Raw genomic sequence first — 21,987 nt, forward strand, 5'->3', positions numbered from 1 at the left:
GGCGGGTCAACCGCGTTTTGCGTAGAGCTTGGGCTCGCCCGGTGGACGACTCTTGAAGCGGCGGTGCGCCCACAGGTATTGCTCCGGACATTCGCGCAACACGCCTTCGATCCATTGGTTGATACGCAGGCAATCGGCCTCTTCGGTTTCGCCGGGGAAGCCTTCGAGCGGCGCATGGATGACCAGACGATAACCGCTGCCATCCGCCAGACGCTCCTGGGTGAACGGCACCACCAGCGCCTTGCCCAGCCGCGCAAACTTGCTGGTGGCGGTGACGGTTGCAGCCTGGATGCCGAACAGCGGCACGAAAATGCTTTGCTTGGCGCCGTAGTCTTGATCCGGCGCGTACCAGATCGCCCGCCCCGCACGCAGCAGCTTGAGCATGCCGCGCACATCTTCACGCTCCACCGCCAGCGAATCGAGGTTGTGGCGCTCACGTCCCTGGCGCTGGACGAAGTCGAACAACGGGTTCTTGTGCTCGCGGTACATGCCGTCGATGGTGTGCTGCTGGCCCAACAGCGCCGCACCGATTTCCAGGGTGGTGAAATGCACCGCCATCAGGATCACGCCCTTGCCTTCACGCTGAGCCTGCTGCAAATGCTCCAGCCCTTCAATATGTGCCAGCTTCGCCAACCGTTCGCGCGACCACCACCAGCTCATGGCCATTTCGAAGAACGCGATGCCGGTGGAGGCGAAGTTTTCCTTGAGCAGGCGCTTGCGCTCGGCCGCGGACTTTTCCGGGAAACACAGCTCCAGATTGCGCTTGGCGATGCGCCGTCGGTCGCCCGCCACGCGATACATCAAGGCGCCGAGCGCGCGACCGAGCCACAACAATGCCGGATACGGCAACTGGACAATCAGCCACAACAGCCCCAAGCCACACCACAGCGGCCAGAAACGTGGAGAGAGAAAGGTTTTTCGAAAACGCGGGCGGTCCATTAATGCATCCGTTAAGACAATGGCCGCGCATTCTACATCGTTCGACCCGGCTTGCGGCCTGCGGGCGTTCTCGTTATAAGTCTCGGCACTTTTAGTGACAAGTCGTTGTATGCCGACCATGAGCCAAACCGAACCGCTAGACCAAGATCCCGTGTTCCAGCTGAAGGGCAGCATGCTCGCCATTACGGTGCTGGAACTGGCCCGTAACGACCTCGAGGGCCTCGACCGGCAATTGGCCGCCAAGGTCGCCCAGGCGCCTGGTTTTTTCAGCAATGCGCCGCTGGTACTGGCCCTGGACAAACTCCCGGCCAGCGAAGGTGCGGTCGATCTGCCGGGCCTGATGCGCGTCTGCCGCCAGCATGGCCTGCGCACCCTGGCGATCCGTGCCAGCCGCATTGAAGACATCGCAGCGGCCATCGCGGTCGATCTGCCGGTGCTGCCGCCCTCCGGTGCGCGTGAGCGTGCGCTGGACCTGAACGAAGGCGCCGTTGCAAAAAAACCGGAAAAACCGCCGGAGCCGACGATCAAACCGACCAAAATCATCACTTCGCCAGTACGCGGTGGCCAGCAGATTTATGCACAAGGCAGCGACCTGGTGGTGATCTCCTCGGTCAGTCCTGGGGCGGAACTTCTCGCCGATGGCAACATCCATGTATACGGCCCCATGCGTGGCCGGGTGTTGGCCGGCGTCAAAGGCGACACCAAGGCCAGGATTTTCTGTCAGCAAATGAGCGCTGAACTGGTTTCGATCGCAGGACATTACAAGGTCTCCGAAGACCTGCGTCGCGACCCGTTATGGGGTTCGGGCGTACAGGTCAGCCTGTCGGGCGATGTGTTGAACATCATTCGGCTTTAACGGATACTGCCGCATTTTCCAAGCATCTCTAAAACGTAGCGAAAACGGCTCAAACGAAGTAGGAAACAGGCCAAAAGCAGTGTTTACCGGGGGTAAACGCCGCTCACAACCGAACTCCAGCCAAGGCTGTCCGACTGCAGTAGTTTTCAAGAGATGTTTTTCAGGGGCTAAAAGTCCTTTTTCCTTAGGGGTGAAACACCTTGGCCAAGATTCTCGTGGTTACATCCGGCAAGGGTGGTGTGGGTAAGACCACCACCAGCGCCGCTATCGGTACCGGCCTCGCTCTGCGCGGCCACAAAACAGTGATCGTCGACTTCGACGTGGGTTTGCGTAACCTCGACCTGATCATGGGTTGCGAACGTCGCGTGGTGTATGACTTCGTCAACGTGGTCAACGGCGAAGCCAACCTGCAACAGGCCCTGATCAAAGACAAGCGCCTGGAAAACCTCTACGTCCTGGCCGCCAGCCAGACCCGCGACAAAGACGCGCTGACCGTCGAAGGCGTGGAAAAAGTCCTGATGCAACTCAAGGAAGACTTTGAGTTCGTGGTCTGCGACTCCCCGGCAGGCATCGAGAAAGGTGCCCACCTGGCCATGTACTTCGCTGACGAAGCGATCGTCGTGACCAACCCGGAAGTGTCCTCGGTTCGAGATTCCGACCGCATGCTCGGCCTGCTGGCCAGCAAGTCCCGTCGCGCCGAACGCGGCGAAGACCCGATCAAGGAACACTTGCTGATTACCCGTTATCACCCGGAACGTGTGAGCAAAGGCGAAATGCTCGGCGTAGAAGACGTCAAGGAAATCCTCTCGGTAACCCTGCTCGGCGTGATCCCGGAATCCCAGGCGGTGCTCAAGGCATCCAACCAAGGCGTTCCCGTGATCCTCGACGACCAGAGCGATGCCGGCCAGGCCTACAGCGATACCGTAGATCGCCTGCTGGGCAAGACCGTGGATCATCGATTCCTCGATGTACAGAAGAAGGGATTCTTCGAGCGCCTGTTTGGAGGCAACTAAGCAATGAACCTTTTTGACTTCTTTCGTGCCAACAAAAAGCAAAGCACCGCGTCGGTAGCGAAAGAGCGTCTACAGATCATCGTGGCGCACGAACGCGGCCAACGCAGTACCCCGGACTACCTGCCAGCCTTGCAGAAGGAACTGGTCGAGGTGATTCGCAAGTACGTCAATATCGGGTCCGATGACGTGCACGTCGCACTGGAAAGCCAGGGCAGCTGCTCGATTCTGGAACTCAATATCACCCTGCCAGATCGCTGAGTCGATCCGGCTGGAGCCACGGCGGTTCAGGTTTTCCCGCATTTTGCAGGAGCAAAACTTGCTCGCGATAGCATCACCTCGGTTTATCGGAATACCGAGTTGCCTAAATCGCGAGCAAGCTTTGCTCCTACAGAGAGCGGGAGACCTGAGCCGCCGTTGGCGTTTGTTACGAGGCTGTTTTAATGCCGCTGTCCAATGTCCAAATCATTCATCAGGATGCCGCCGTTCTGGTGGTGAACAAACCCACCTTGCTGCTCTCCGTCCCGGGCCGGGCCGATGACAACAAGGATTGCCTGATTACCCGCCTGCAGGAAAACGGTTACCCGGAAGCCCGCATCGTCCATCGCCTGGACTGGGAAACCTCCGGCATCATCCTGCTGGCTCGCGATCCCGATACGCACCGTGAGCTGTCCCGCCAATTTCACGACCGCGAAACCGAAAAGGCGTACACCGCGCTGTGCTGGGGCCAGCCCGAGCTGGACAGCGGCAGCATCGATTTACCGCTGCGCTATGATCCGCCGACCAAGCCACGCCATGTGGTCGACCATGAGTTCGGTAAAAACGCCCTGACCTTCTGGCGCGTACTGGAACGCTGTGGCGACTGGTGCCGCGTCGAGCTCACGCCGATCACCGGACGCTCGCACCAGTTGCGTGTGCATATGCTGTCGATCGGTCACCCACTGCTGGGCGACGGGCTCTATGCTCACGAACAAGCCCTGGCCGCCTGGCCTCGCCTGTGCCTGCACGCGAGCATGCTCAGCTTCACTCATCCGCAAAGTGGCGAACGCCTGCGCTTTGAGTGCCCGGCACCGTTCTAGTAGCCAATGCCCTCTGTAGGGATTTGCTAGTCAGCAGTCCCCCCGCCAATTCTCTGACCAATACGTTAAACTGGCGCCATTGCTGTCTGGAGCTTCTTATGCGCGAAGAGTTGAACCAAGGCCTGATCGACTTTCTCAAGGCCTCCCCTACCCCGTTCCATGCCACTGCCAGCCTTGTTCAGCGACTGGAAGCAGCAGGCTATCAACGCCTGGACGAGCGTGAGCCCTGGTCCACCGAAGCCAACGGTCGCTACTACGTCACGCGTAACGACTCTTCGATCGTTGCGATCAAAATGGGCCGCCATTCACCGCTGCACGGCGGTATTCGCCTGGTCGGTGCCCACACCGACAGCCCGTGCCTGCGGGTCAAGCCGCAACCGGAACTGCAACGCCAAGGCTTCTGGCAACTGGGCGTCGAAGTGTATGGCGGCGCGCTGCTGGCACCGTGGTTCGATCGTGACCTGTCCCTGGCCGGCCGCGTGACCTTCCGCCGTGACGGTAAGGTCGAGAGCCAGTTGATCGACTTCAAGGCACCGATCGCAATCATTCCGAACCTGGCCATTCACCTCAATCGTGAGGCCAACATGGGCTGGGCGATCAATGCCCAGACCGAATTGCCACCCGTGCTGGCACAATTCGCCGGTGACGAGCGCGTGGATTTCCGCGCTGTGATCACCGACCAACTCGCCCGCGAGCACGGTTTGAATGCCGATGTGGTACTCGATTACGAGCTCAGCTTCTACGATACGCAAAGTGCCGCGGTTATCGGCCTTCACGGTGATTTCATCGCTGGCGCCCGCCTGGACAACCTGCTGTCGTGCTACGCCGGCCTGCAAGCGTTACTGACCGCCGACACCGACGAAACTTGTGTACTGGTCTGCAATGATCACGAAGAAGTCGGTTCCTGTTCTGCTTGCGGCGCCGATGGCCCGATGCTCGAACAAACCCTGCGTCGCCTGTTGCCCGAAGGTGACGAATTCGTACGCACCATTCAGAAATCCCTGCTGGTTTCGGCCGACAATGCCCACGGCGTGCACCCCAACTACGCCGACAAGCACGACGCCAACCACGGCCCGAAACTCAACGCCGGCCCGGTGATCAAGGTCAACAGCAATCAGCGCTACGCCACCAACAGCGAAACCGCTGGTTTCTTCCGCCATTTGTGCATGGCCGAAGAAGTACCGGTGCAGAGCTTCGTGGTGCGCAGCGACATGGGCTGCGGCTCGACCATCGGCCCGATCACCGCCAGTCACCTGGGTGTGCGCACCGTGGACATCGGCCTTCCGACGTTCGCCATGCACTCGATCCGTGAACTGTGCGGCAGCCACGACCTGGCGCATCTGGTCAAAGTGCTGAGTGCTTTCTACGCCTGCCGCGAGCTGCCGTAGATCCCCGTACAGGAGCTGCCGCAGCCTGCGGCAGCTCCTGCACGGATCGCAGGAAATCCACCTAGACTTCAATTATCCCTTTCGACAAGGCAGTCGCCATGATCTCGCTATCCTCGTTCCACGCCATGCTGATTCCGATTCTTATCGGTATGTTGATGCTGGCAGTCGGCTTCAACTTTCGTGACAAAAATGCCGGCGTACTCGCCATGTGGCTCGGCATGCTGCTGATCCTTGCCACTGTGATCTTCAAGATCCTCGCCAAACTCAACGAATAAATTATCCCCCGACTCGCTTTGAATTTGACGGGCTCGTACACTCGGTCGATCCGCTCACTCTGAGGTTGACCGCCTAGTGTCCGCTCGTCTTTTCGCTCTGCCGTGTTTGCTCCTTGTTTGCCTGCTGTCGCTGCTGCCAGTGGCGTCTGCCCAGGCGGTGGGTTTGCCGAGCCTGCTCAACAGCTCCTCGAAAGCCCAGCCAGAAGCGCAGGAGCCCTTGGCTCAATCACTGGACGAAGTGATCAAGTCCCTGGAAAACGATCAGCAACGAAGCAAATTGCTGGCGGACTTGAAGAAACTGCGCGATGCCACGAAAAAGGCGCAACCCGTCGCCGAAGAGGGGGTACTGGGCCTCATTGGGGGCACGCTCGCCAGCTTCGAGAAACAATTTTCCGGCGCCGACAGCCCGATTACACGCTGGTCCAACGAATTCGACCAGGCCAAGGACGAACTCACGGCGCGGATACTGCCGGCCAATGAATGGCTGCCAATCATTTTCGCCTTTGCCCTGATTCTGATGCTCTGGAGCCTGCTGGCGGCTGCGTTGATCTGGATCAGCCACCGGGTGCGCATGCGTTTCGGGTTGACCGAAGAACTGCCACAGCACCCCAGGGCCGTGGACATGTTGCGCTTCGCCTTGCGCAAACTCGGGCCTTGGCTGATTGCCTTGGTCATCACGGTCTACATGAGCTACGCCCTGCCGTCGTCATTGGGCAAAAGCCTGGCGATGGTGCTGGCCTATGCACTGGTGGTCGGCACCTGTTTCTCCGCCATCTGTGTGATCGCTTTCTCCCTGCTCGACGGCCCGCACCGCCACCGTGCCTTGCACATCTTGCGGCATCAGGCGTTTCGACCCCTGTGGCTGATCGGCAGCTTCGCCGCTTTTGGTGAAGCCCTGAGCGATCCGCGATTGATCGAAAGCCTTGGCGTGCACTTGGCGCACACGGCAGCGACGGTGGCCAACGTCTTGGCGGCGCTGTCCACCGGCTTGTTCATCCTGCGATTCCGTCGCCCGATCGCCCACCTGATACGCAACCAGCCACTGTCCCGCCGCCTGACCCGCCGTGCCCTCAGCGATACCATCGAAATCCTCGGCACCTTCTGGTATGTCCCGGCACTGGTGCTGGTGGGCATTTCCCTGTTCGCCACGTTTGTTTCTGCCGGTGACACCAGCACTGCCCTGCGCCAGTCGCTGATCTGCACGGTGTTGCTGGTGTTGTGCATGGTGATCAACGGCCTGGTACGTCGCCACTCCCTGAAACCGCAACGTGGGGTCAAACGCCACGCGCTGTATTCCGAACGCTTGAAAAGCTTCTTTTATACCCTTGCCCATTTGCTGGTATGGCTGGCGTTCATCGAACTCGGACTGCGAGTCTGGGGCATGTCGCTGATTGCGTTCACCGAAGGCGAGGGCCATGAAATCAGTGTCAAGCTGTTCAGCCTCATCGGCACGCTGATCTTCGCCTGGCTGGTCTGGATCCTCAGCGACACCGCGGTGCACCATGCTCTCACCCGCTCTCGCAAAGGCCTGGCCAACGCCCGCGCGCAAACGATGATGCCGCTGATCCGCAACGTATTGTTCGTGGCGATCTTCATCATCGCGCTGATCGTCGCGCTGGCGAACATGGGCATGAACGTCACGCCACTGCTGGCCGGTGCCGGCGTTATCGGCCTGGCCATCGGCTTTGGTGCGCAATCACTGGTGGCCGACCTGATCACCGGCTTGTTTATCATCATCGAAGACTCCCTGGCCATCGACGACTACGTGGACGTCGGCGGCCACCTCGGCACGGTCGAAGGCCTGACTATCCGTACGGTGCGCCTGCGGGACATCGACGGCATCGTCCACACTATTCCGTTCAGCGAAATCAAAAGCATCAAGAACTACTCCCGGGAGTTCGGCTATGCCATCTTCCGCGTCGCGATTCCTGCCAACATGGACATCGATAGCGCAATCAAACTCATGCGTGACGTCGGGCAGAAAATGCGCACCGATCCCCTGCAACGACGCAACATCTGGTCGCCACTTGAGTTTCAGGGTGTGGAAAGCTTCGAGTCCGGCAATGCGATCCTGCGCGCCCGGTTCAAGACTGCGCCGATCAAACAATGGGAAGTGTCCCGTGCGTTCAACCTGTCGCTGAAACGACACATGGACGAAGCCGGGATGGATTTGGCTATGCCGCGCATGAGCATTCAAGTGATGACGGCCGGTGGTGGACTGGAGAAGGGGTGATGCTGATCTTAAGTTTCAGTCCCGCCCTGATTAGCCTTCCCATGAATACGCGGCATTAGTATTCAAACGACATCAACGCCAACATGAATCGCATCATGCCGCCAAAACTCCAGATCGCAATCGATCAGCCGCTCATGCTGATCGTAATTGACCCGGGCAATCCGTAAGCCCGGGCTCCCCACCGACACCCGCAAGGCCGCTGCCGCATCCGCGGACAACGCCGTCGGCACAATCTCGAACCGCACCCGCCCGTAATGCAAGTCGTAATGTCGCGCATAAAGTTCGGTAATCGACTGGTTCAAATCAAAGTCCAGGATCCCCGGGAAAAACTGCGGGTTCAGATAATGCTCCACGTACAACACCAGGCGCCCGTCAATGCGTCGCGATCGGCAGATCTGAATCACGCTCGACAGCGCCGGCAACTGCAACCAGGCACAGACCGCCGCCGACGCTGGCTGCAAACGCGCAGAGATCACTTCAGTGGACGGCACCCGCCCCTGCGCGCCGACCATTGCGTGAAAGTGGCTGCGCTGCATCAGGTTATAGGCCAGGCGCGGTGGCGAGACGAACCAGCCCCGGCGTTCTTCGCGATAAATCTGCCCCTGAGCCTCCAGCTGCAACAACGCCTCGCGCACTGTAATGCGCGTCGTACCGAACAACTCACTGAGCTTGCGCTCGGCCGGCAGCTTGCTGCCAGGCGTCAGTAACCCATGGTCAAGTTGCTCCTGCAGCACTTGGCCGATGGCTGTCACCGCTTTTGTTGCCTCGTCGCGCATCAACGTTACCTATCTGGACTAGACCAGCACTGTTTCGGGGCAGAACCGCGCTGTAAATCGGCTCTGTCTACGTCCTGTAAGCGTAGGCAGTGCAGATGACTGAGAGATGACAAGTCTGGGGACGGGTCATCTGCAGGGCGCGTTGAAATCCGTGCAATACATCTGCCAAGTGCTTGTACTGCGGGCATTTGCCAATGGTCTACGCTTACTTGGCAGCCGTCAGTACCGGGCAAATAAAACGCCTGTCGGGCGACGAACGACATCAAAGTGTCATCCAGCCCCCCTAAATTGGCTCAGGTATTGCTGACCTAGACCAACACAAACCGCAATCGCAGCGTTGAACACGACCCAAGGAGCTTCGGAATGAAACAGTTTTTCCTGGCATCACTGTTAGGCTCGACCATTGCCATGTGCACCGCCGCCATGGCGGCTGATGATCTGAAAACCCTGGAAGCCGCTGCGAAAGCGGAAGGCGCAGTCAACAGCGTCGGCATGCCCGATGACTGGGCCAACTGGAAAGGCACCTGGGAAGACCTGGCCAAGAAATATGGCTTGAAACACATCGATACCGACATGAGCTCGGCCCAGGAAATTGCCAAGTTCGCCGCGGAAAAAGACAACGCCAGTGCCGACATCGGCGACGTCGGCGCCGCCTTCGGCCCGATTGCGGTCAAGCAAGGTGTGGTGCAACCGTACAAACCGTCCACCTGGGACCAGGTACCCGACTGGGCCAAGGACAAGGACGGCAACTGGGCGTTGGCCTACACCGGCACCATCGCCTTCATCGTCAACAAGAAATTGCTGCACGGTTCCGAAGTACCCACCAAATGGGCAGACCTCAAGTCTGGCAAATACAAAGTGTCCATCGGTGACGTGAGCACCGCGGCTCAGGCAGCCAACGGCGTACTGGCCGCAGCACTGGCCAATGGCGGCGACGAGAAAAACCTGCAGCCTGCGTTGCTGATGTTTGCCGATATCGCCAAGCAGGGTCGCCTGTCGATGGCCAACCCGACCATTGCCACCATGGAAAAAGGCGAGATCGAAGTCGGTGTGGTCTGGGACTTCAATGGCCTGAGCTACAAGGCCAAAATGGCCAACCCGGATGACTATGTCGTGCTGATCCCATCCGATGGCTCGGTGATTTCCGGCTACACCACCATCATCAACAAATACGCGAAAAACCCGAACGCCGCCAAGCTGACCCGTGAGTACATCTTCAGTGACGCCGGGCAGATCAACCTGGCCAAAGGTAATGCCCGTCCGATCCGTGCTGAACACATCACGTTGCCCGAAGACGTGAAAGCCAAGCTGCTGCCAAACGAGCAGTACAAAAAGGTCACGCCGATCAAGGACGCGGATGCCTGGGAGAAAACGTCCAAGGCCTTGCCGCAGAAGTGGAACGAAGAAGTCATCGTCGAAATGAAGTAATGCGTGATTTGTAGGAGCGAGGCTTGCCCGCGAAGCGGCACTGACAGTCAACATCCCTGTTGGCTGAAAGTCCGTCTTCGCGAGCAAGCTTCGCGCCTGCGGGTTTCGCTGATATTCATTGTTTTGCGGAGTCATCGCCCCTATGAATCACAACGTCATCCTTGTGGTGCTCGACGGCCTCAACTACGAAGTCGCCAGCCACGCCATGGGGCACCTGCAAGCCTATGTCGGCGCAGGACGCGCAGCGCTTTACAAGCTGGAGTGCGAATTGCCGGCCCTGTCCCGCCCTCTGTACGAATGCATCCTGACCGGCGTCACGCCGATCGACAGCGGCATCGTCCACAACAATGTCTCGCGCCTGTCGAACCAGCGCAGCATCTATCACTATGCCACTGACGCCGGGCTGAAAACGGCTGCGGCGGCATACCACTGGGTCAGTGAGTTGTACAACCGCTCGCCGTTCGTCGCGGCGCGTGATCGTCATACCGACAACCCCGACCTACCGATCCAGCACGGGCATTTTTACTGGAACGATCATTATCCCGACTCGCATCTGTTTGCCGATGCCGAAAACCTGCGTTTGCGCCATGCGCCGAATTTCCTGCTGGTGCACCCCATGAACATTGACGACGCCGGGCACAAGCACGGACTCGAAACTGCGCAATACCGAAACAGCGCGCGCTCCGCCGACATCATCATCGCCGACTATCTGCAAGGCTGGCTCGACGCGGGTTATCAAGTGCTGGTGACAGCCGATCACGGCATGAATAACGACCGGTCCCACAACGGCCTGCTGCCCGAGGAACGTGAAGTTCCGCTGTTCGTGCTCGGTGATGCCTTCAGTCTCAATGCCGATGCCGCCCCGAAACAGACGCAAATCTGCGGCACCGTCTGCGAGCTGCTGGGCGTCCCCCACGACAAACCTGTGTGCCGGGAGCTGCTCAAGTGAATGCCATCACTCGCGGCAAATGGCTGGCGGCTTTGTGCCTGGTGCCCTTCGCTCTGTTCTTTATCGTGTTCGAAATCGCCCCGCTGGTGTGGGTGATGATCAACAGCCTCGAATCGGAAGAATTCGGTTGGGGCCTGGCCAACTTCACCAAGATTTTCAATTCGAAGTTCTATTTGCAGGCAATCCGCTACAGCCTCGAGATCAGCTTCTGGTCCAGCGTATTCGGCATCATCATCGCGGTGCTCGGCGCTTATTCACTGCGTCGGGTCGATTCGAAACTGCGCAACTTCGTCAACGCCTTCGCCAACATGACCAGCAACTTCGCCGGCGTGCCCTTGGCTTTCGCGTTCATCATCCTGCTCGGCTTCAACGGCAGCTTCACCATCATGCTCAAGCAGGCCGGGATCATTCAGGACTTCAACCTGTATTCGAAAACCGGGCTGATCATCCTCTACACCTATTTTCAGATCCCGCTCGGCGTGCTGCTGCTCTACCCGGCGTTCGACGCCTTGCGCGAGGACTGGCGCGAATCCGCTGCGCTGCTGGGCGCCAATGGCTGGCAGTTCTGGCGCCACATCGGCCTGCCGGTGCTGACCCCGGCATTGCTCGGCACCTTCGTGATCCTGCTGGCCAACGCCCTCGGCGCCTACGCCACGGTGTATGCCCTGACCACCGGCAACTTCAACGTGCTGCCGATCCGGATCGCGGCAATGGTATCCGGTGACATTTCCCTCGACCCCAACCTCGCCAGCGCCCTGGCCGTAGTGCTCGTGGCGTTGATGACCCTGGTGACCATCGTGCATCAGCTGCTGTTGAAGAGGAGCTACCATGTCTCGCGCTGAATTGGGACCTATCGGGGTCTACCACAGGGTGGTGGTCTACCTGCTGTTCGCGATCCTGCTGCTGCCATTGCTCGGCACATTCATCTACTCGATCTCCAGCAGTTGGTCGGCGACCATTCTGCCCAGCGGCTTCAGTATCAAATGGTACGTGCAATTGTGGAGCGACCCGCGCTTTCTCAGTGCTTTCGGCCAGTCGCTGCTGGTCTGTGTCGGTGCACTGGTCCTGTCAGTGGTACTGATCCTGCCGCTGCTGTTCGTGGTGCATTACCACTTTCCAAAACTCGATGCGGTGATGAACATCCTGATCCTGCTGCCCTTCGCGGTGCCGCCAGTGGTGTCGTCGGTCGGTCTGTTGCAGCTCTACGGCTCGGGGCGGTTCGCCATGGTCGGCACACCGTGGATCCTGATCGGTTGCTACTTCACTGTGGCATTGCCCTTCATGTACCGGGCGATCACCAACAACCTGCAAGCGATCAACCTGCGTGACCTGATGGACGCCGCGCAACTGCTCGGCGCCAGCACCTTTCAGGCGGCATTCCTGGTGGTGCTGCCGAACCTGCGCAAGGGCTTGATGGTGGCGTTGCTGCTGTCGTTTTCGTTCCTGTTCGGTGAATTCGTGTTCGCCAACATCCTCGTCGGCACCCGTTACGAAACCCTGCAGGTCTACCTCAACAACATGCGCAACAGCAGCGGACATTTCACCAGTGCGCTGGTGATTTCCTACTTCTTCTTTGTGCTGGTCTTGACCTGGATTGCCAACATCTTGAACAGGGACAAAAGCGAATGAGCTATGTCAGCGTCCAACATCTTCAGAAAAACTACGCGGGCACCACGGTGTTCAGCGACATCAACTGCGAAATCCAGAAAGGCGAATTCGTCACCCTGCTCGGCCCGTCCGGTTGCGGCAAATCGACCCTGCTGCGCTGCATCGCCGGACTGACCTCGGTAGATGGCGGCAAGATCCTGCTTGATGGCATCGACATCGTGCCGCTGAGCCCGCAAAAACGCGGGATCGGCATGGTGTTCCAGAGTTATGCGCTGTTTCCCAACATGACCGTGGAACAGAACGTCGCCTTCGGTTTGCGCATGCAAAAGGTCAACTCGGACGACAGCCAGAAGCGCGTCGCTGAAGTATTGAAGTTGGTAGAACTGCAAGATTTCTCCGCCCGCTATCCCCATCAACTGTCGGGTGGCCAGTGCCAGCGCGTCGCCCTTGCCCGCTCGCTGGTGACCCGCCCTCGCCTGTTGCTGCTGGATGAACCGCTGTCGGCGCTCGATGCCCGGATTCGTAAACACCTGCGCGAACAGATCCGTCAGATCCAGCGCGAACTGGGCTTGACCACGATTTTCGTCACACATGATCAGGAAGAAGCGCTAACCATGTCTGATCGGATTTTCCTGATGAATCAGGGAAAAATCGTACAAAGCGGCGATGCCGAAACCCTCTATACAGCGCCGGTCGATGTGTTCGCCGCCGGGTTCATCGGTAACTACAATCTGCTGGATGCCGAGAGCGCGACGAAGCTGTTGCAGCGGCCGATCAATCATCGAATCGCGATTCGCCCGGAAGCCATCGAACTGAGCCTCAACGGTGAACTCGACGCGCAAATACGCAGCCACAGCCTGCTGGGCAACGTGATCCGCTACCGCATCGAAGCCCGCGGCGTAGAGCTGGTGGTCGATGTACTCAACCGCTCGGCCTCCGATTTGCATCCCGATGGTCAGCGTCTGGCGCTTTCCATCGATCCGACGGCCCTGTGTGAGGTAGCCTGATGACCTTGCTGACGTTGAAGAGAGAACTGCACTGATGGCCCTGGCAATTTTTGATCTGGACGAAACCCTGATCCACGGCGACTGCGCCTCGCTGTGGAGCGAACAAATGGTCCGCCTCGGCTGGGTCGATGGCGAATCCTTCCTGCGTCGCGACAAGGAACTGATGGACGCCTACGGCCGAGGTCACCTGGCGATGGAAGACTACATGGCCTTCAGCCTGGAGCCATTGATCGGTCGTACACCGGCTGAGGTCGAACACCTGGTCGGCCCATGGGTGGAAGACTTCATCGAACCGATCATCTTCAGCGACGCCACCAAGACCATCGCCGCGCACCGCAAGGCCGGCGACCGCATCCTGGTGATCTCGGCTTCCGGCACGCACCTGGTGGCGCCGATTGCCGAGCGCCTGGGCATCGACGAGATTCTCGGGATCGAACTGGAGGTGGCCCACGGTGCTTACACCGGCAACACCGTCGGCACCCTGACCTACCGCGAAGGCAAGATCACCCGGCTGCTGGAGTGGCTGGATGCAGAAGAGGAAAACCTTGAAGGCGCGAGTTTTTATTCCGACTCACGCAATGATTTGCCGCTGTTGCTGAAGGTGGATTTCCCACATGTGGTGAACCCGGACCCGGTGCTGCGTGAACAGGCGGAAAAAGCCGGCTGGCCAATCCATATCTGGAAGTAACCCGCTCGTGTAGGAGCAAGGCTTGCCCGCGATTCAGGCGACTCGGTATGTTTGGCAGACCGTGTCATCGATCATCGCGGGCAAGCCTCGCTCCTACGGGGGTTATCAGGTCAGGCTTTCATCAATCACCAACACCAGCTTCCCAGCCACCGTGTTACTCGCCAACTCGGCAAACGCCGCTTCGGCATCCTTGATCGGGAAGGCCTTGGCCAGTTGCGGGCTCAACCGGCCTTCAGCAAACAGCGGCCACACGTGCTGGCGCAGATCACTGAACAGATCCGCCTTGAACTGATCATCGCGGCTGCGCAGGGTCGAGCCCAACAGTTGCACACGCTTGGCCAGCACTTGCGCCAGATCAAGCCTGGCCTCACGGCCGCCCATCAAGCCGATCAGCACCCAGCGCCCATCCAGAGCCATAAGCTTAAGGTTCAGCGCCGCGTAATTGCCTCCTACCGGGTCGAGGATGACATCGAACGGCCCCAGATCGCTCAAGCTCTCGAGATTGCCGCTACGGACCACACCGCCCTGGGCGCCAAGCTTTTCGCAATAGGCCAGCCGTTCGGCAGAACCGACACTGACCCAGCACGGATTTCCGAACGCCTTGCACAGCTGAATGGCAGCTGAACCGATTCCACTTGCTCCAGCGTGCAGCAGGACTTTTTCCCCTGGCTTGAGCGCAGCGAGTTGAAACAAATTCAACCAGACCGTTGCATACACTTCGGGCAACGCCGCCGCCTCCGCAAGCGACATTTCGTCGGGTACCGGCAGCACGTGCCGTCCGTCGACAACCACTTCCTCGGCCATCCCGCCCCCGGCCAGCAAGGCGCAAACCCGATCGCCAACTTGCCAGGAAGAACCCGGGCCGACCTCGCTGATCACGCCCGAACACTCTAGACCGAGCACCTTGCTGGCCCCAGGTGGTGGCGGATACAGCCCTGCCTTCTGTAATAAGTCGGCACGATTGAGTCCCGCAGCCGACACCCGGATGCGAACTTGTCCTACATCACACGCAGGACTCGGCTCTTCAAGCCACTCCACTTGACCGTCAACGCCTTGCAATGCTTTCACAGTGCCTCCATAGTGAGTCTGGACTGAGCCCGAAGCTGTAGCGCCGGGCTTTTTGCATTATGCGACCGGCCCTTGTGGAACCGGCGACTTCAAAGACGGCCTAATATGCGTTATCAATTGTCCCCGCGTCGAATCAACATGAAGCGTTTGTTCCCCAGCACTGCCCTCGCTCTTTTCATCGGTATCGGCCTGCTGCCGATGTCCGGCAACACTTTCGCAGCCAACAGCTGGGACAAGCTTCAACCTGATCGTGACGAAGTCATCGCCAGTCTGAATGTCGTGGAACTGCTCAAGCGTCATCACTACAGCAAACCACCGCTCGATGATGCGCGCTCGGTGATCATCTACGACAGCTATCTCAAATTGCTCGACCCGTCGCGCAGCTATTTCATGGCCAGCGACATTGCCGAGTTCGACAAGTGGAAGACCCAGTTCGACGACTTCCTCAAAAGCGGCGATCTCAACGCCGGGTTCACCATCTACAAGCGCTACCTGGACCGCGTCAAAGCGCGTCTGGACTTTGCCCTTGCCGAGTTGAACAAGGGTGTCGACAAGATTGACTTCACCACCAAGGAAACCTTGCTGATCGATCGCAAGGACGCGCCTTGGCTCAAGTCCACCGCAGAACTCGACGACCTGTGGCGCAAGCGCGTCAAGGACGAAGTCCTGCGCCAGAAGATCGCCGGCAAGGATTCCAAGCAGATCCAGGAAACCCTGACCAAGCGCTACAAGAACCAGTTGGCGCGTCTGGACCAGACCCGCGCGGAAGACATCTTCCAGGCGTACATCAACACCTTCGCCATGTCCTACGACCCGCACACCAACTACCTGTCGCCGGATAATGCAGAAAACTTCGACATCAACATGAGCCTGTCCCTCGAGGGCATCGGCGCCGTGTTGCAGAGTGACAACGACCAGGTGAAAGTCGTGCGTCTGGTGCCGGCAGGTCCGGCCGACAAGACCAAGCAGGTCGCACCGGCCGACAAGATCATCGGCGTTGCCCAAGGCAACAAGGAAATGGTCGACGTGGTTGGCTGGCGTCTGGATGAAGTGGTCAAGTTGATCCGTGGCCCGAAAGGCACCGTGGTGCGTCTGGAAGTGATTCCGGCCAGCAATGCGCCGAACGACCAGACCAGCAAGATCGTGCCGATCACCCGTGAAGCGGTGAAGCTTGAAGACCAGGCGGTGAAAAAATCGGTCCTCAACCTCAAGCAGGATGGCAAGGACTACAAGCTTGGCGTCATCGAGATCCCGGCTTTCTATCTGGACTTCAAGGCGTTTCGCGCCGGTGATCCGGACTACAAGAGCACCACGCGCGACGTCAAGAAACTGCTGACCGAGTTGCAAAAGGACAAGGTCGACGGCGTGGTCATCGACCTGCGCAACAACGGCGGCGGTTCCTTGCAGGAAGCGACCGAGCTGACCAGCCTGTTCATCGACAAAGGCCCGACCGTACTGGTGCGTAACGCCGATGGCCGCGTCGATGTGCTCGAAGATGAAAATCCGGGTGCGTTCTACAAAGGCCCGATGGCGTTGCTCGTCAACCGTTTGTCCGCCTCGGCGTCGGAGATTTTTGCCGGCGCCATGCAGGACTACCACCGCGCGCTGATCATTGGCGGCCAGACCTTTGGTAAAGGCACCGTGCAGACCATTCAGCCGCTGAACCATGGCGAACTGAAGCTGACCCTGGCCAAGTTCTACCGGGTTTCCGGCCAGAGCACCCAGCATCAAGGCGTACTGCCGGACATCGACTACCCGTCGATCATCGACACCAAGGAAATCGGCGAAAGCGCCCTGCCGGAAGCGATGCCGTGGGACACCATCCGTGCGGCGATCAAGCCTGCGGTCGACCCGTTCAAGCCGTACATCACCCAGCTCAAGTCCGAGCATGATGTGCGTACCGCCAAAGACGCCGAGTTCGTGTTCATCCGCGACAAGCTGGCCCTGGCACAGAAGTTGATGAACGAGAAAACCGTCAGCCTCAACGAAGTCGAGCGTCGAGCCCAACACGCCGACATCGAAGCCAAGCAACTGACCATGGAAAACATCCGTCGCAAGGCCAAGGGCGAAGAGCCGCTCAAAGAGCTGAAGAAAGAAGACGAAGACGCCATCGCGGCCGAGCAAGACAAGACCAAGCCGGAAGACGATGCCTACCTGAGCGAAACCGGGCGCATCCTGCTGGACTACCTCAAGCTCAACACGGCGGTGGCCAAGCACTGAGTGTTTAACAGCAACTGATGGCAATTTAATGCTGACGCTCCGCGGAGCGTCATCAAACAGTCATCAATCTGTCGTGAAATACAGGGCTGGGCGTGCTCTCTTTACCGAGAACACGCCCAGCCCTTTTTTTATCGCCAGAGACCGCCATGACCACAACCGAACAGCTGAGTGCGTTGAGCTCAATTCTGACTCAAGGCGGTTTGCACAGCCTGTTCCAGCCCATCATCAGCCTCTCTGAGCGACGAATTCTCGGCTACGAAGCCCTCAGCCGCGGGCCGTCGAACAGCCCGCTGCACTCCCCCATCGCGTTGTTCGCCGTCGCCCGCCAGGCCGGTCGCTTGAGCGAACTGGAAATCGCCTGCCGGCAGAGTGCCTGCCGACGGTTCAACGAACAGCAATTGCCCGGAAAACTGTTCCTCAACGTTTCACCCGAATCCCTGCTCGAGGCCGCGCATCAACCGGGTCGTACCCTGCAATTGCTGCAGGATTTCGGCATCCCGCCGAGCCAGGTGGTGATCGAACTCACCGAACAGGCGCCCATCGACGATTTCCAGTTGCTGCAAACCGCCCTGCATCACTACCGGGCGATGGGTTTTTCGATTGCCCTGGACGACTTGGGTGCAGGCTATTCAAGTTTGCGACTGTGGTCGGAGTTGCGACCCGATTACGTGAAAATCGACCGACATTTCATCGACGGTATCCATCAGGACGCGCTCAAACGCGAGTTCGTCGGTTCAATCCTGCAAATCGCCAAGGCCTCACGGGCGCAGGTGATCGCTGAAGGTATCGAATTGCCGGAGGAACTGGCGGTACTGACCGAGATGGGCGTCGATCTGGTTCAGGGCTATCTGCTGTGCCGACCGCAGGAGCATCCACCCAAGGATGCCCGGCCCCTGATGCCAAGACAGGACAATGCCACCGTGGCGCTGAACGATGAAGCCAGCGACCTCAGTGCCCTGCTCAACGACCAGCCGGCAGTGGGCCGCGACACACCGACCGCCACGGTCCTGGAGGCCTTCCGTCGCCAGGCCAATCTCAACTCGCTGGCGGTGCTGGACGAACAAGGCCAACCCTGCGGCATCGTCCATCGGCATTCGCTCTCCGACGCGCTGCTCAAGCCGTTCGCCACTGACCTGTTCGCCCGCAAACCGATCAGCCGCTTGATGAACGATGACTTCCTGGCCGTCGAGATGAGCCAGTCGCTGCAACAGGTCAGCCGCCTGATCACCAGCCGCGCTCGGCAACGTATAGAAGAAGACTTCATCATCACCCTCAACGGCAGCTACCTGGGCCTGGGGCGGGTGATCGACGTGCTCAAGCTGATTACCGAGCTGAAAATCCAGCAGGCTCGCTACGCCAATCCGTTGACCCTGTTACCGGGTAACGTGCCGATCCAGCAATGCCTCACACGGCTGTTACAACAGCAACGCGAATCGGTGATCTGCTACGTCGACATCGACAGCTTCAAACCCTTCAACGATATCTATGGCTACGGCCGTGGCGATGAAGTCCTGCTGTGCCTGGCGCAATGCCTTAACGACCGGGTCGATCCGTCACGCGATTTCGTCGGGCATATCGGGGGAGATGACTTTCTACTGGTCCTTGGCCCGGAAGATTGGGGCCGACGGCTGAACCAGCTTCTGGACGACTTCCAGAGCCAGTGCCGCCGCTTCTACCGCGCCGAACACCTCGAAGCCGGCTGCTTCATCGCCCCCAACCGCCAGGGTGTGCGCCAGGAATTCCCGTTGCTTTCACTGTCCATCGGCGTGGTGCACCTACATCCAGAGGCCTGCGGAGAAATCGATGCCAGCCAATTGGCGGAAATGGCCTCCCAAGCCAAACACCACGCGAAGAACGTGCCGGGGTACAGCGTGCATGTGATTGATAGCCTGGCGGTGCCTACACCGGAAAGAGCACTTCTAATGGGACAGAGCTGACTGCTCCGACGCTATCGCGGGCAAGCCTCGCTCCTACAGGGTCCTGTGGCGCATGCAGTTTTCGCAAACGACACCCCCCCTGTAGGAGCGAGGCTTGCCCGCGATGGCGTCCGACCTAACAACCCCAAACTTTAAGATGCCCTGGCCCGCAACCGCTGCCCAATCACATCCAACACATCACACCCATCCCGTAACGGAATGGCGCAGAGCAAGGTAAAGTCGCTGAGGATGAACGACTCACACTCGATTGAACCTCGCATGGATAGGTTCTCCATTACTTGGGTGACCGCTTGGATGCGGTAGCTGGCCGCGTCATACAGCACGTCGAGCGGCGCCTGGGTGTCGACGAACAGAGTGGGCATGTCGTCGCTGTTGCTGGTGAGGGCCATGAAGCGACTTTCGGGGTGGGGAGTTGGTTTTTCGTAGGGTGGATCGGGTGTCAGTTTTTTCATTTGAATGCTCCAAGGGGAAGTAGAGAACTGCCATCGGCCTTCCTACAGGCTTAGGTGGCAGCTATGCGCGGGGTAGGAATATCGAGCCCAGAGCAACCTCGACCACGCAAATGCGTGCCCGCGCACAGCCGCCGCAAATGAGTTCACAATTGCGGATTCGCAGCCGTAAATCAGACGTCGACACGTTGCTCAAGGTTGGAGGGTTCCTACACCCCATCGCCGCATAAGCGGAGACAAACCAAGACTATCCAAGCAACTCGTGCCGCACCAGTTCATGAAAACCGCTAGAACTTGAAGGAAATCTCCTAGGACTTTGACGGGAAATTTCGCAAGAACGCAAAAAATATGATCACCAGGTTGACTGATCTTCAAAACCAGCCTTTTGCAGATCCTCCTTCCACTGAGTTGCAGCTATTCTGTATATATCTTCAAAAAAGCCGCGAGGGTCCACTATCTCGGTTTCATCCCATGCAACAGCACTGTAGTTATCGTAATCGGCTTCAAACAGCGTCGAAAAATCATATCCACTATCAGACAAACTCTTCTCGAGCAACTTATAAAGAGCGAACCGATGTCTATAGCTTAAATAGCCCAATCCAGGTAGAACAACTTCTTTAATTAATTCTCTTCGGCCATGGCGAGAGTTAGGATTATACTTACGAATATTCTCTCTAACTTCTTCTCCATGATCACATACATCAAGACCCACAAGTAGATAGGACAGCTGTGGCTCCCATGGTAGATCCACATTATCAAAGGGTGACTTCATTATCCCGCCTTATTTTCTTGGAAAAGCTGTAAATGGCCGTTTAATGTTTCTCTTGTCAAACCTCACCTCAACCTCATTCATACCTTCAACAAACTTAGGATTATTAATATCTTTTTGGTTTGGTTTATAACCACGTCCTGCCCCAGGTATTTCAACCCTCACTATAGGGTTGCCTTTATTGTCGTAACCGGTCGGCTCAGGTATCTCTTTATTCATTTTAGAGATAGCGTATCCGATTGCCTGGCACTGTAAAGTCCAGCAAGTGAACTGAGAGCTCGCGTTTATCCCTTCTTTACGCCCTTTTATACTTGGATGAGTTCCATCAATTGATCTTTGCTTCAGGGCCGCATCAGGGATTTCGGGGCCATGTTTCGAGACCGTGTGCATGTCGTATTGTCTTTCCCAAGCTAACACTTGGCGTTTCGCCTGTTCTTTAGTCAACAGCTTAGGAAGGGTTGGAGCGCCTTCGTTGACTGAGTGTTTACTCACATCATCGGGTAGAGAGCATCCTAACTTTTCTTTTTTGTTGTGGGCTGGACAACTATCACTCAACCCCAACGGATCCACCCACCCCGTCGGGTTCGGCGTATACCGATACGGGTTCAACCCGCCGGCCAGCTTCACCGGATCCGGTGTCAGGTAGCGGCCGGTGTCGGGGTGGTAGTAGCGGTGGCGGTTGTAGTGCAGGCCGCTTTCGGGGTCGAAGTACTGGCCCTGGAAGCGCAGCNTCCGGTGTCAGGTAGCGGCCGGTGTCGGGGTGGTAGTAGCGGTGGCGGTTGTAGTGCAGGCCGCTTTCGGGGTCGAAGTACTGGCCCTGGAAGCGCAGCGGTTGCTCCAGCTGTTCGCCGTGGCTGTGGCTGAGCTGGCTGACTTTGCCGTAGGCGGTGTAGCGGGCCGACCAGACGATCTCGCCGCTGTAGTCGGTGAGTTCCTGCGGGGTGCCGAGGTGGTCGAGTTGGTAGTAGAACGGGCAGGCNCAGGCCAGGACCCGCGGTATAAGCGATAGTAGGCGGTGTAGCGGGCCGACCAGACGATCTCGCCGCTGTAGTCGGTGAGTTCCTGCGGGGTGCCGAGGTGGTCGAGTTGGTAGTAGAACGGGCAGGCTTTTTTCGGGCCTTGGCCGTCGAGCATCGCCAGCGGGCGGAAGCTGCCCGGTTCGTAGAGGTAGCTGCGGTAGTGGCTTGGGCTGCTTTCGGCGATGAGGTGGTCGCCTTGCCAGAAAAACGCCGTGGTCTGGCCGTCGACGGTCTTGCTGATGCGTCGGCCGAAGGCGTCGTAGCGGTAGGACGTTTCGCGGCCGTCGGG

At 58.5% G+C, this 21,987-nt stretch carries 21 protein-coding genes and 2 pseudogenes; 15 read left to right on the plus strand and 8 right to left on the minus strand.

The annotated features are described in order from the left end of the window. Positions 1-6: 6 nt before the first annotated feature. Complete coding sequence (locus ASD60_RS10000) at positions 7-939, minus strand: lipid A biosynthesis lauroyl acyltransferase (protein WP_056853850.1); 933 nt, start codon at positions 937-939, stop codon at positions 7-9. A gap of 118 nt (positions 940-1,057) precedes the next feature. Here ASD60_RS10000 and minC point away from each other — a divergent pair, with 118 nt between their 5' ends. The 7 genes from minC to ASD60_RS10030 all read left to right on the plus strand — a co-directional run bounded on the left by minC (position 1,058) and on the right by ASD60_RS10030 (position 7,780). Further along, a complete protein-coding gene (gene minC, locus ASD60_RS10005; RefSeq protein ID WP_056853867.1) occupies positions 1,058-1,795 on the plus strand; it encodes a septum site-determining protein MinC in 738 nt (245 codons plus the stop codon). Between the two features lie 200 nt (positions 1,796-1,995). Then, positions 1,996-2,808 (plus strand): septum site-determining protein MinD, encoded by an 813-nt coding sequence (minD, locus tag ASD60_RS10010; RefSeq protein ID WP_007974946.1) that lies wholly within the window; start codon positions 1,996-1,998, stop codon positions 2,806-2,808. Positions 2,809-2,811: 3 nt separating this feature from the next. After that, positions 2,812-3,066 carry a cell division topological specificity factor MinE gene (minE, locus tag ASD60_RS10015; RefSeq protein ID WP_007974947.1) on the plus strand — a complete coding sequence of 85 codons (255 nt, stop codon included), beginning with the start codon at positions 2,812-2,814 and terminating at the stop codon, positions 3,064-3,066. A gap of 182 nt (positions 3,067-3,248) precedes the next feature. Then, positions 3,249-3,884 (plus strand): RluA family pseudouridine synthase, encoded by a 636-nt coding sequence (locus tag ASD60_RS10020; protein ID WP_056853851.1) that lies wholly within the window; start codon positions 3,249-3,251, stop codon positions 3,882-3,884. A gap of 98 nt (positions 3,885-3,982) precedes the next feature. Then, a complete protein-coding gene (locus ASD60_RS10025; RefSeq protein WP_056853852.1) occupies positions 3,983-5,272 on the plus strand; it encodes a M18 family aminopeptidase in 1,290 nt (429 codons plus the stop codon). Between the two features lie 98 nt (positions 5,273-5,370). After that, a complete protein-coding gene (locus ASD60_RS29135; RefSeq protein ID WP_177336566.1) occupies positions 5,371-5,547 on the plus strand; it encodes a hypothetical protein in 177 nt (58 codons plus the stop codon). 76 nt (positions 5,548-5,623) lie between these two features. Then, entirely contained in the window at positions 5,624-7,780 is a 2,157-nt protein-coding gene (locus ASD60_RS10030) for a mechanosensitive ion channel family protein (RefSeq protein WP_056853853.1), read from the plus strand. 62 nt (positions 7,781-7,842) lie between these two features. On the opposite strand, the gene ASD60_RS10035 is transcribed toward ASD60_RS10030, so the two are convergent. Then, positions 7,843-8,556 carry a UTRA domain-containing protein gene (locus ASD60_RS10035; RefSeq protein WP_056853854.1) on the minus strand — a complete coding sequence of 238 codons (714 nt, stop codon included), beginning with the start codon at positions 8,554-8,556 and terminating at the stop codon, positions 7,843-7,845. A gap of 363 nt (positions 8,557-8,919) precedes the next feature. Here ASD60_RS10035 and ASD60_RS10040 point away from each other — a divergent pair, with 363 nt between their 5' ends. The 6 genes from ASD60_RS10040 to ASD60_RS10065 all read left to right on the plus strand — a co-directional run bounded on the left by ASD60_RS10040 (position 8,920) and on the right by ASD60_RS10065 (position 14,236). Beyond that, positions 8,920-9,984 (plus strand): ABC transporter substrate-binding protein, encoded by a 1,065-nt coding sequence (locus tag ASD60_RS10040; RefSeq protein WP_056853855.1) that lies wholly within the window; start codon positions 8,920-8,922, stop codon positions 9,982-9,984. Positions 9,985-10,126: 142 nt separating this feature from the next. After that, positions 10,127-10,933: an alkaline phosphatase family protein gene (locus ASD60_RS10045; protein ID WP_056853856.1), complete on the plus strand. Its 807-nt coding sequence runs from the start codon at positions 10,127-10,129 to the stop codon at positions 10,931-10,933. Further along, positions 10,930-11,775 carry an ABC transporter permease gene (locus ASD60_RS10050; protein WP_056853857.1) on the plus strand — a complete coding sequence of 282 codons (846 nt, stop codon included), beginning with the start codon at positions 10,930-10,932 and terminating at the stop codon, positions 11,773-11,775. The genes ASD60_RS10045 and ASD60_RS10050 overlap by 4 nt, the downstream gene beginning before the upstream one ends. Next, positions 11,762-12,562 (plus strand): ABC transporter permease, encoded by an 801-nt coding sequence (locus ASD60_RS10055; protein ID WP_056853858.1) that lies wholly within the window; start codon positions 11,762-11,764, stop codon positions 12,560-12,562. The genes ASD60_RS10050 and ASD60_RS10055 overlap by 14 nt, the downstream gene beginning before the upstream one ends. Continuing rightward, positions 12,559-13,548: an ABC transporter ATP-binding protein gene (locus ASD60_RS10060; protein WP_056853859.1), complete on the plus strand. Its 990-nt coding sequence runs from the start codon at positions 12,559-12,561 to the stop codon at positions 13,546-13,548. Before ASD60_RS10055 ends, ASD60_RS10060 begins: the two co-directional genes overlap by 4 nt. A 34-nt stretch (positions 13,549-13,582) precedes the next feature. Continuing rightward, the gene (locus ASD60_RS10065; protein ID WP_056853860.1) at positions 13,583-14,236 is read left to right on the plus strand and encodes an HAD family hydrolase; all 654 of its coding nucleotides are present in this window, start codon (positions 13,583-13,585) and stop codon (positions 14,234-14,236) included. A 105-nt stretch (positions 14,237-14,341) separates the two neighbouring features. Here the strand turns inward: ASD60_RS10065 and ASD60_RS10070 are convergent, their stop codons facing one another. Continuing rightward, positions 14,342-15,304, minus strand: a complete 963-nt coding sequence (locus ASD60_RS10070; protein ID WP_056853861.1) for a zinc-binding dehydrogenase — start codon at positions 15,302-15,304, stop codon at positions 14,342-14,344. A 138-nt stretch (positions 15,305-15,442) separates the two neighbouring features. Between ASD60_RS10070 and ASD60_RS10075 the strand changes: the two genes are divergently transcribed. Both ASD60_RS10075 and ASD60_RS10080 read left to right on the plus strand, forming a co-directional pair. Further along, complete coding sequence (locus ASD60_RS10075) at positions 15,443-17,524, plus strand: carboxy terminal-processing peptidase (protein ID WP_162250573.1); 2,082 nt, start codon at positions 15,443-15,445, stop codon at positions 17,522-17,524. A 146-nt stretch (positions 17,525-17,670) separates the two neighbouring features. Beyond that, positions 17,671-19,461 carry a bifunctional diguanylate cyclase/phosphodiesterase gene (locus ASD60_RS10080; protein ID WP_056853863.1) on the plus strand — a complete coding sequence of 597 codons (1,791 nt, stop codon included), beginning with the start codon at positions 17,671-17,673 and terminating at the stop codon, positions 19,459-19,461. 131 nt (positions 19,462-19,592) lie between these two features. On the opposite strand, the gene ASD60_RS10085 is transcribed toward ASD60_RS10080, so the two are convergent. The 5 genes and pseudogenes from ASD60_RS10085 to ASD60_RS28140 form a co-directional block, all read right to left on the minus strand. Continuing rightward, positions 19,593-19,913 (minus strand): hypothetical protein, encoded by a 321-nt coding sequence (locus ASD60_RS10085; RefSeq protein WP_056853864.1) that lies wholly within the window; start codon positions 19,911-19,913, stop codon positions 19,593-19,595. Positions 19,914-20,262: 349 nt separating this feature from the next. Next, positions 20,263-20,682 carry a hypothetical protein gene (locus ASD60_RS10090; RefSeq protein WP_236708437.1) on the minus strand — a complete coding sequence of 140 codons (420 nt, stop codon included), beginning with the start codon at positions 20,680-20,682 and terminating at the stop codon, positions 20,263-20,265. Positions 20,683-20,691: 9 nt separating this feature from the next. Continuing rightward, the coding region (locus ASD60_RS29380) for an RHS repeat-associated core domain-containing protein (RefSeq protein ID WP_236708439.1) at positions 20,692-21,409 on the minus strand (718 nt) is incomplete at its 5' end. A 1-nt stretch (position 21,410) separates the two neighbouring features. Continuing rightward, positions 21,411-21,658, minus strand: a pseudogene (locus ASD60_RS29145) (RHS repeat domain-containing protein); the annotation flags it as partial. A 1-nt stretch (position 21,659) separates the two neighbouring features. Then, positions 21,660-21,987 (minus strand): annotated as a pseudogene (locus tag ASD60_RS28140) (RHS domain-containing protein); the annotation flags it as partial.

The sequence above is a fragment of the Pseudomonas sp. Root562 genome (assembly GCF_001427125.1).
Taxonomy (GTDB): Bacteria; Pseudomonadota; Gammaproteobacteria; order Pseudomonadales; family Pseudomonadaceae; genus Aquipseudomonas.

What these genes read in the sequence shown, in the direction of transcription:
- minC (WP_056853867.1), top strand. Translation starts at nt 1,058, where the DNA reads ATGAGCCAAACCGAACCGCTAGACCAAGATCCCGTGTTCCAGCTGAAG.
- ASD60_RS10080 (WP_056853863.1), top strand. Translation starts at nt 17,671, where the DNA reads ATGACCACAACCGAACAGCTGAGTGCGTTGAGCTCAATTCTGACTCAA.
- ASD60_RS10075 (WP_162250573.1), top strand. Translation starts at nt 15,443, where the DNA reads ATGAAGCGTTTGTTCCCCAGCACTGCCCTCGCTCTTTTCATCGGTATC.
- ASD60_RS10045 (WP_056853856.1), top strand. Translation starts at nt 10,127, where the DNA reads ATGAATCACAACGTCATCCTTGTGGTGCTCGACGGCCTCAACTACGAA.
- ASD60_RS10020 (WP_056853851.1), top strand. Translation starts at nt 3,249, where the DNA reads ATGCCGCTGTCCAATGTCCAAATCATTCATCAGGATGCCGCCGTTCTG.
- minE (WP_007974947.1), top strand. Translation starts at nt 2,812, where the DNA reads ATGAACCTTTTTGACTTCTTTCGTGCCAACAAAAAGCAAAGCACCGCG.
- ASD60_RS10000 (WP_056853850.1), bottom strand. Translation starts at nt 939, where the DNA reads ATGGACCGCCCGCGTTTTCGAAAAACCTTTCTCTCTCCACGTTTCTGG.
- ASD60_RS10035 (WP_056853854.1), bottom strand. Translation starts at nt 8,556, where the DNA reads ATGCGCGACGAGGCAACAAAAGCGGTGACAGCCATCGGCCAAGTGCTG.
- ASD60_RS10060 (WP_056853859.1), top strand. Translation starts at nt 12,559, where the DNA reads ATGAGCTATGTCAGCGTCCAACATCTTCAGAAAAACTACGCGGGCACC.
- ASD60_RS29135 (WP_177336566.1), top strand. Translation starts at nt 5,371, where the DNA reads ATGATCTCGCTATCCTCGTTCCACGCCATGCTGATTCCGATTCTTATC.
- ASD60_RS10040 (WP_056853855.1), top strand. Translation starts at nt 8,920, where the DNA reads ATGAAACAGTTTTTCCTGGCATCACTGTTAGGCTCGACCATTGCCATG.
- ASD60_RS10065 (WP_056853860.1), top strand. Translation starts at nt 13,583, where the DNA reads ATGGCCCTGGCAATTTTTGATCTGGACGAAACCCTGATCCACGGCGAC.
- ASD60_RS10090 (WP_236708437.1), bottom strand. Translation starts at nt 20,682, where the DNA reads ATGAAGTCACCCTTTGATAATGTGGATCTACCATGGGAGCCACAGCTG.
- ASD60_RS10025 (WP_056853852.1), top strand. Translation starts at nt 3,983, where the DNA reads ATGCGCGAAGAGTTGAACCAAGGCCTGATCGACTTTCTCAAGGCCTCC.
- ASD60_RS10055 (WP_056853858.1), top strand. Translation starts at nt 11,762, where the DNA reads ATGTCTCGCGCTGAATTGGGACCTATCGGGGTCTACCACAGGGTGGTG.
- ASD60_RS10085 (WP_056853864.1), bottom strand. Translation starts at nt 19,913, where the DNA reads ATGAAAAAACTGACACCCGATCCACCCTACGAAAAACCAACTCCCCAC.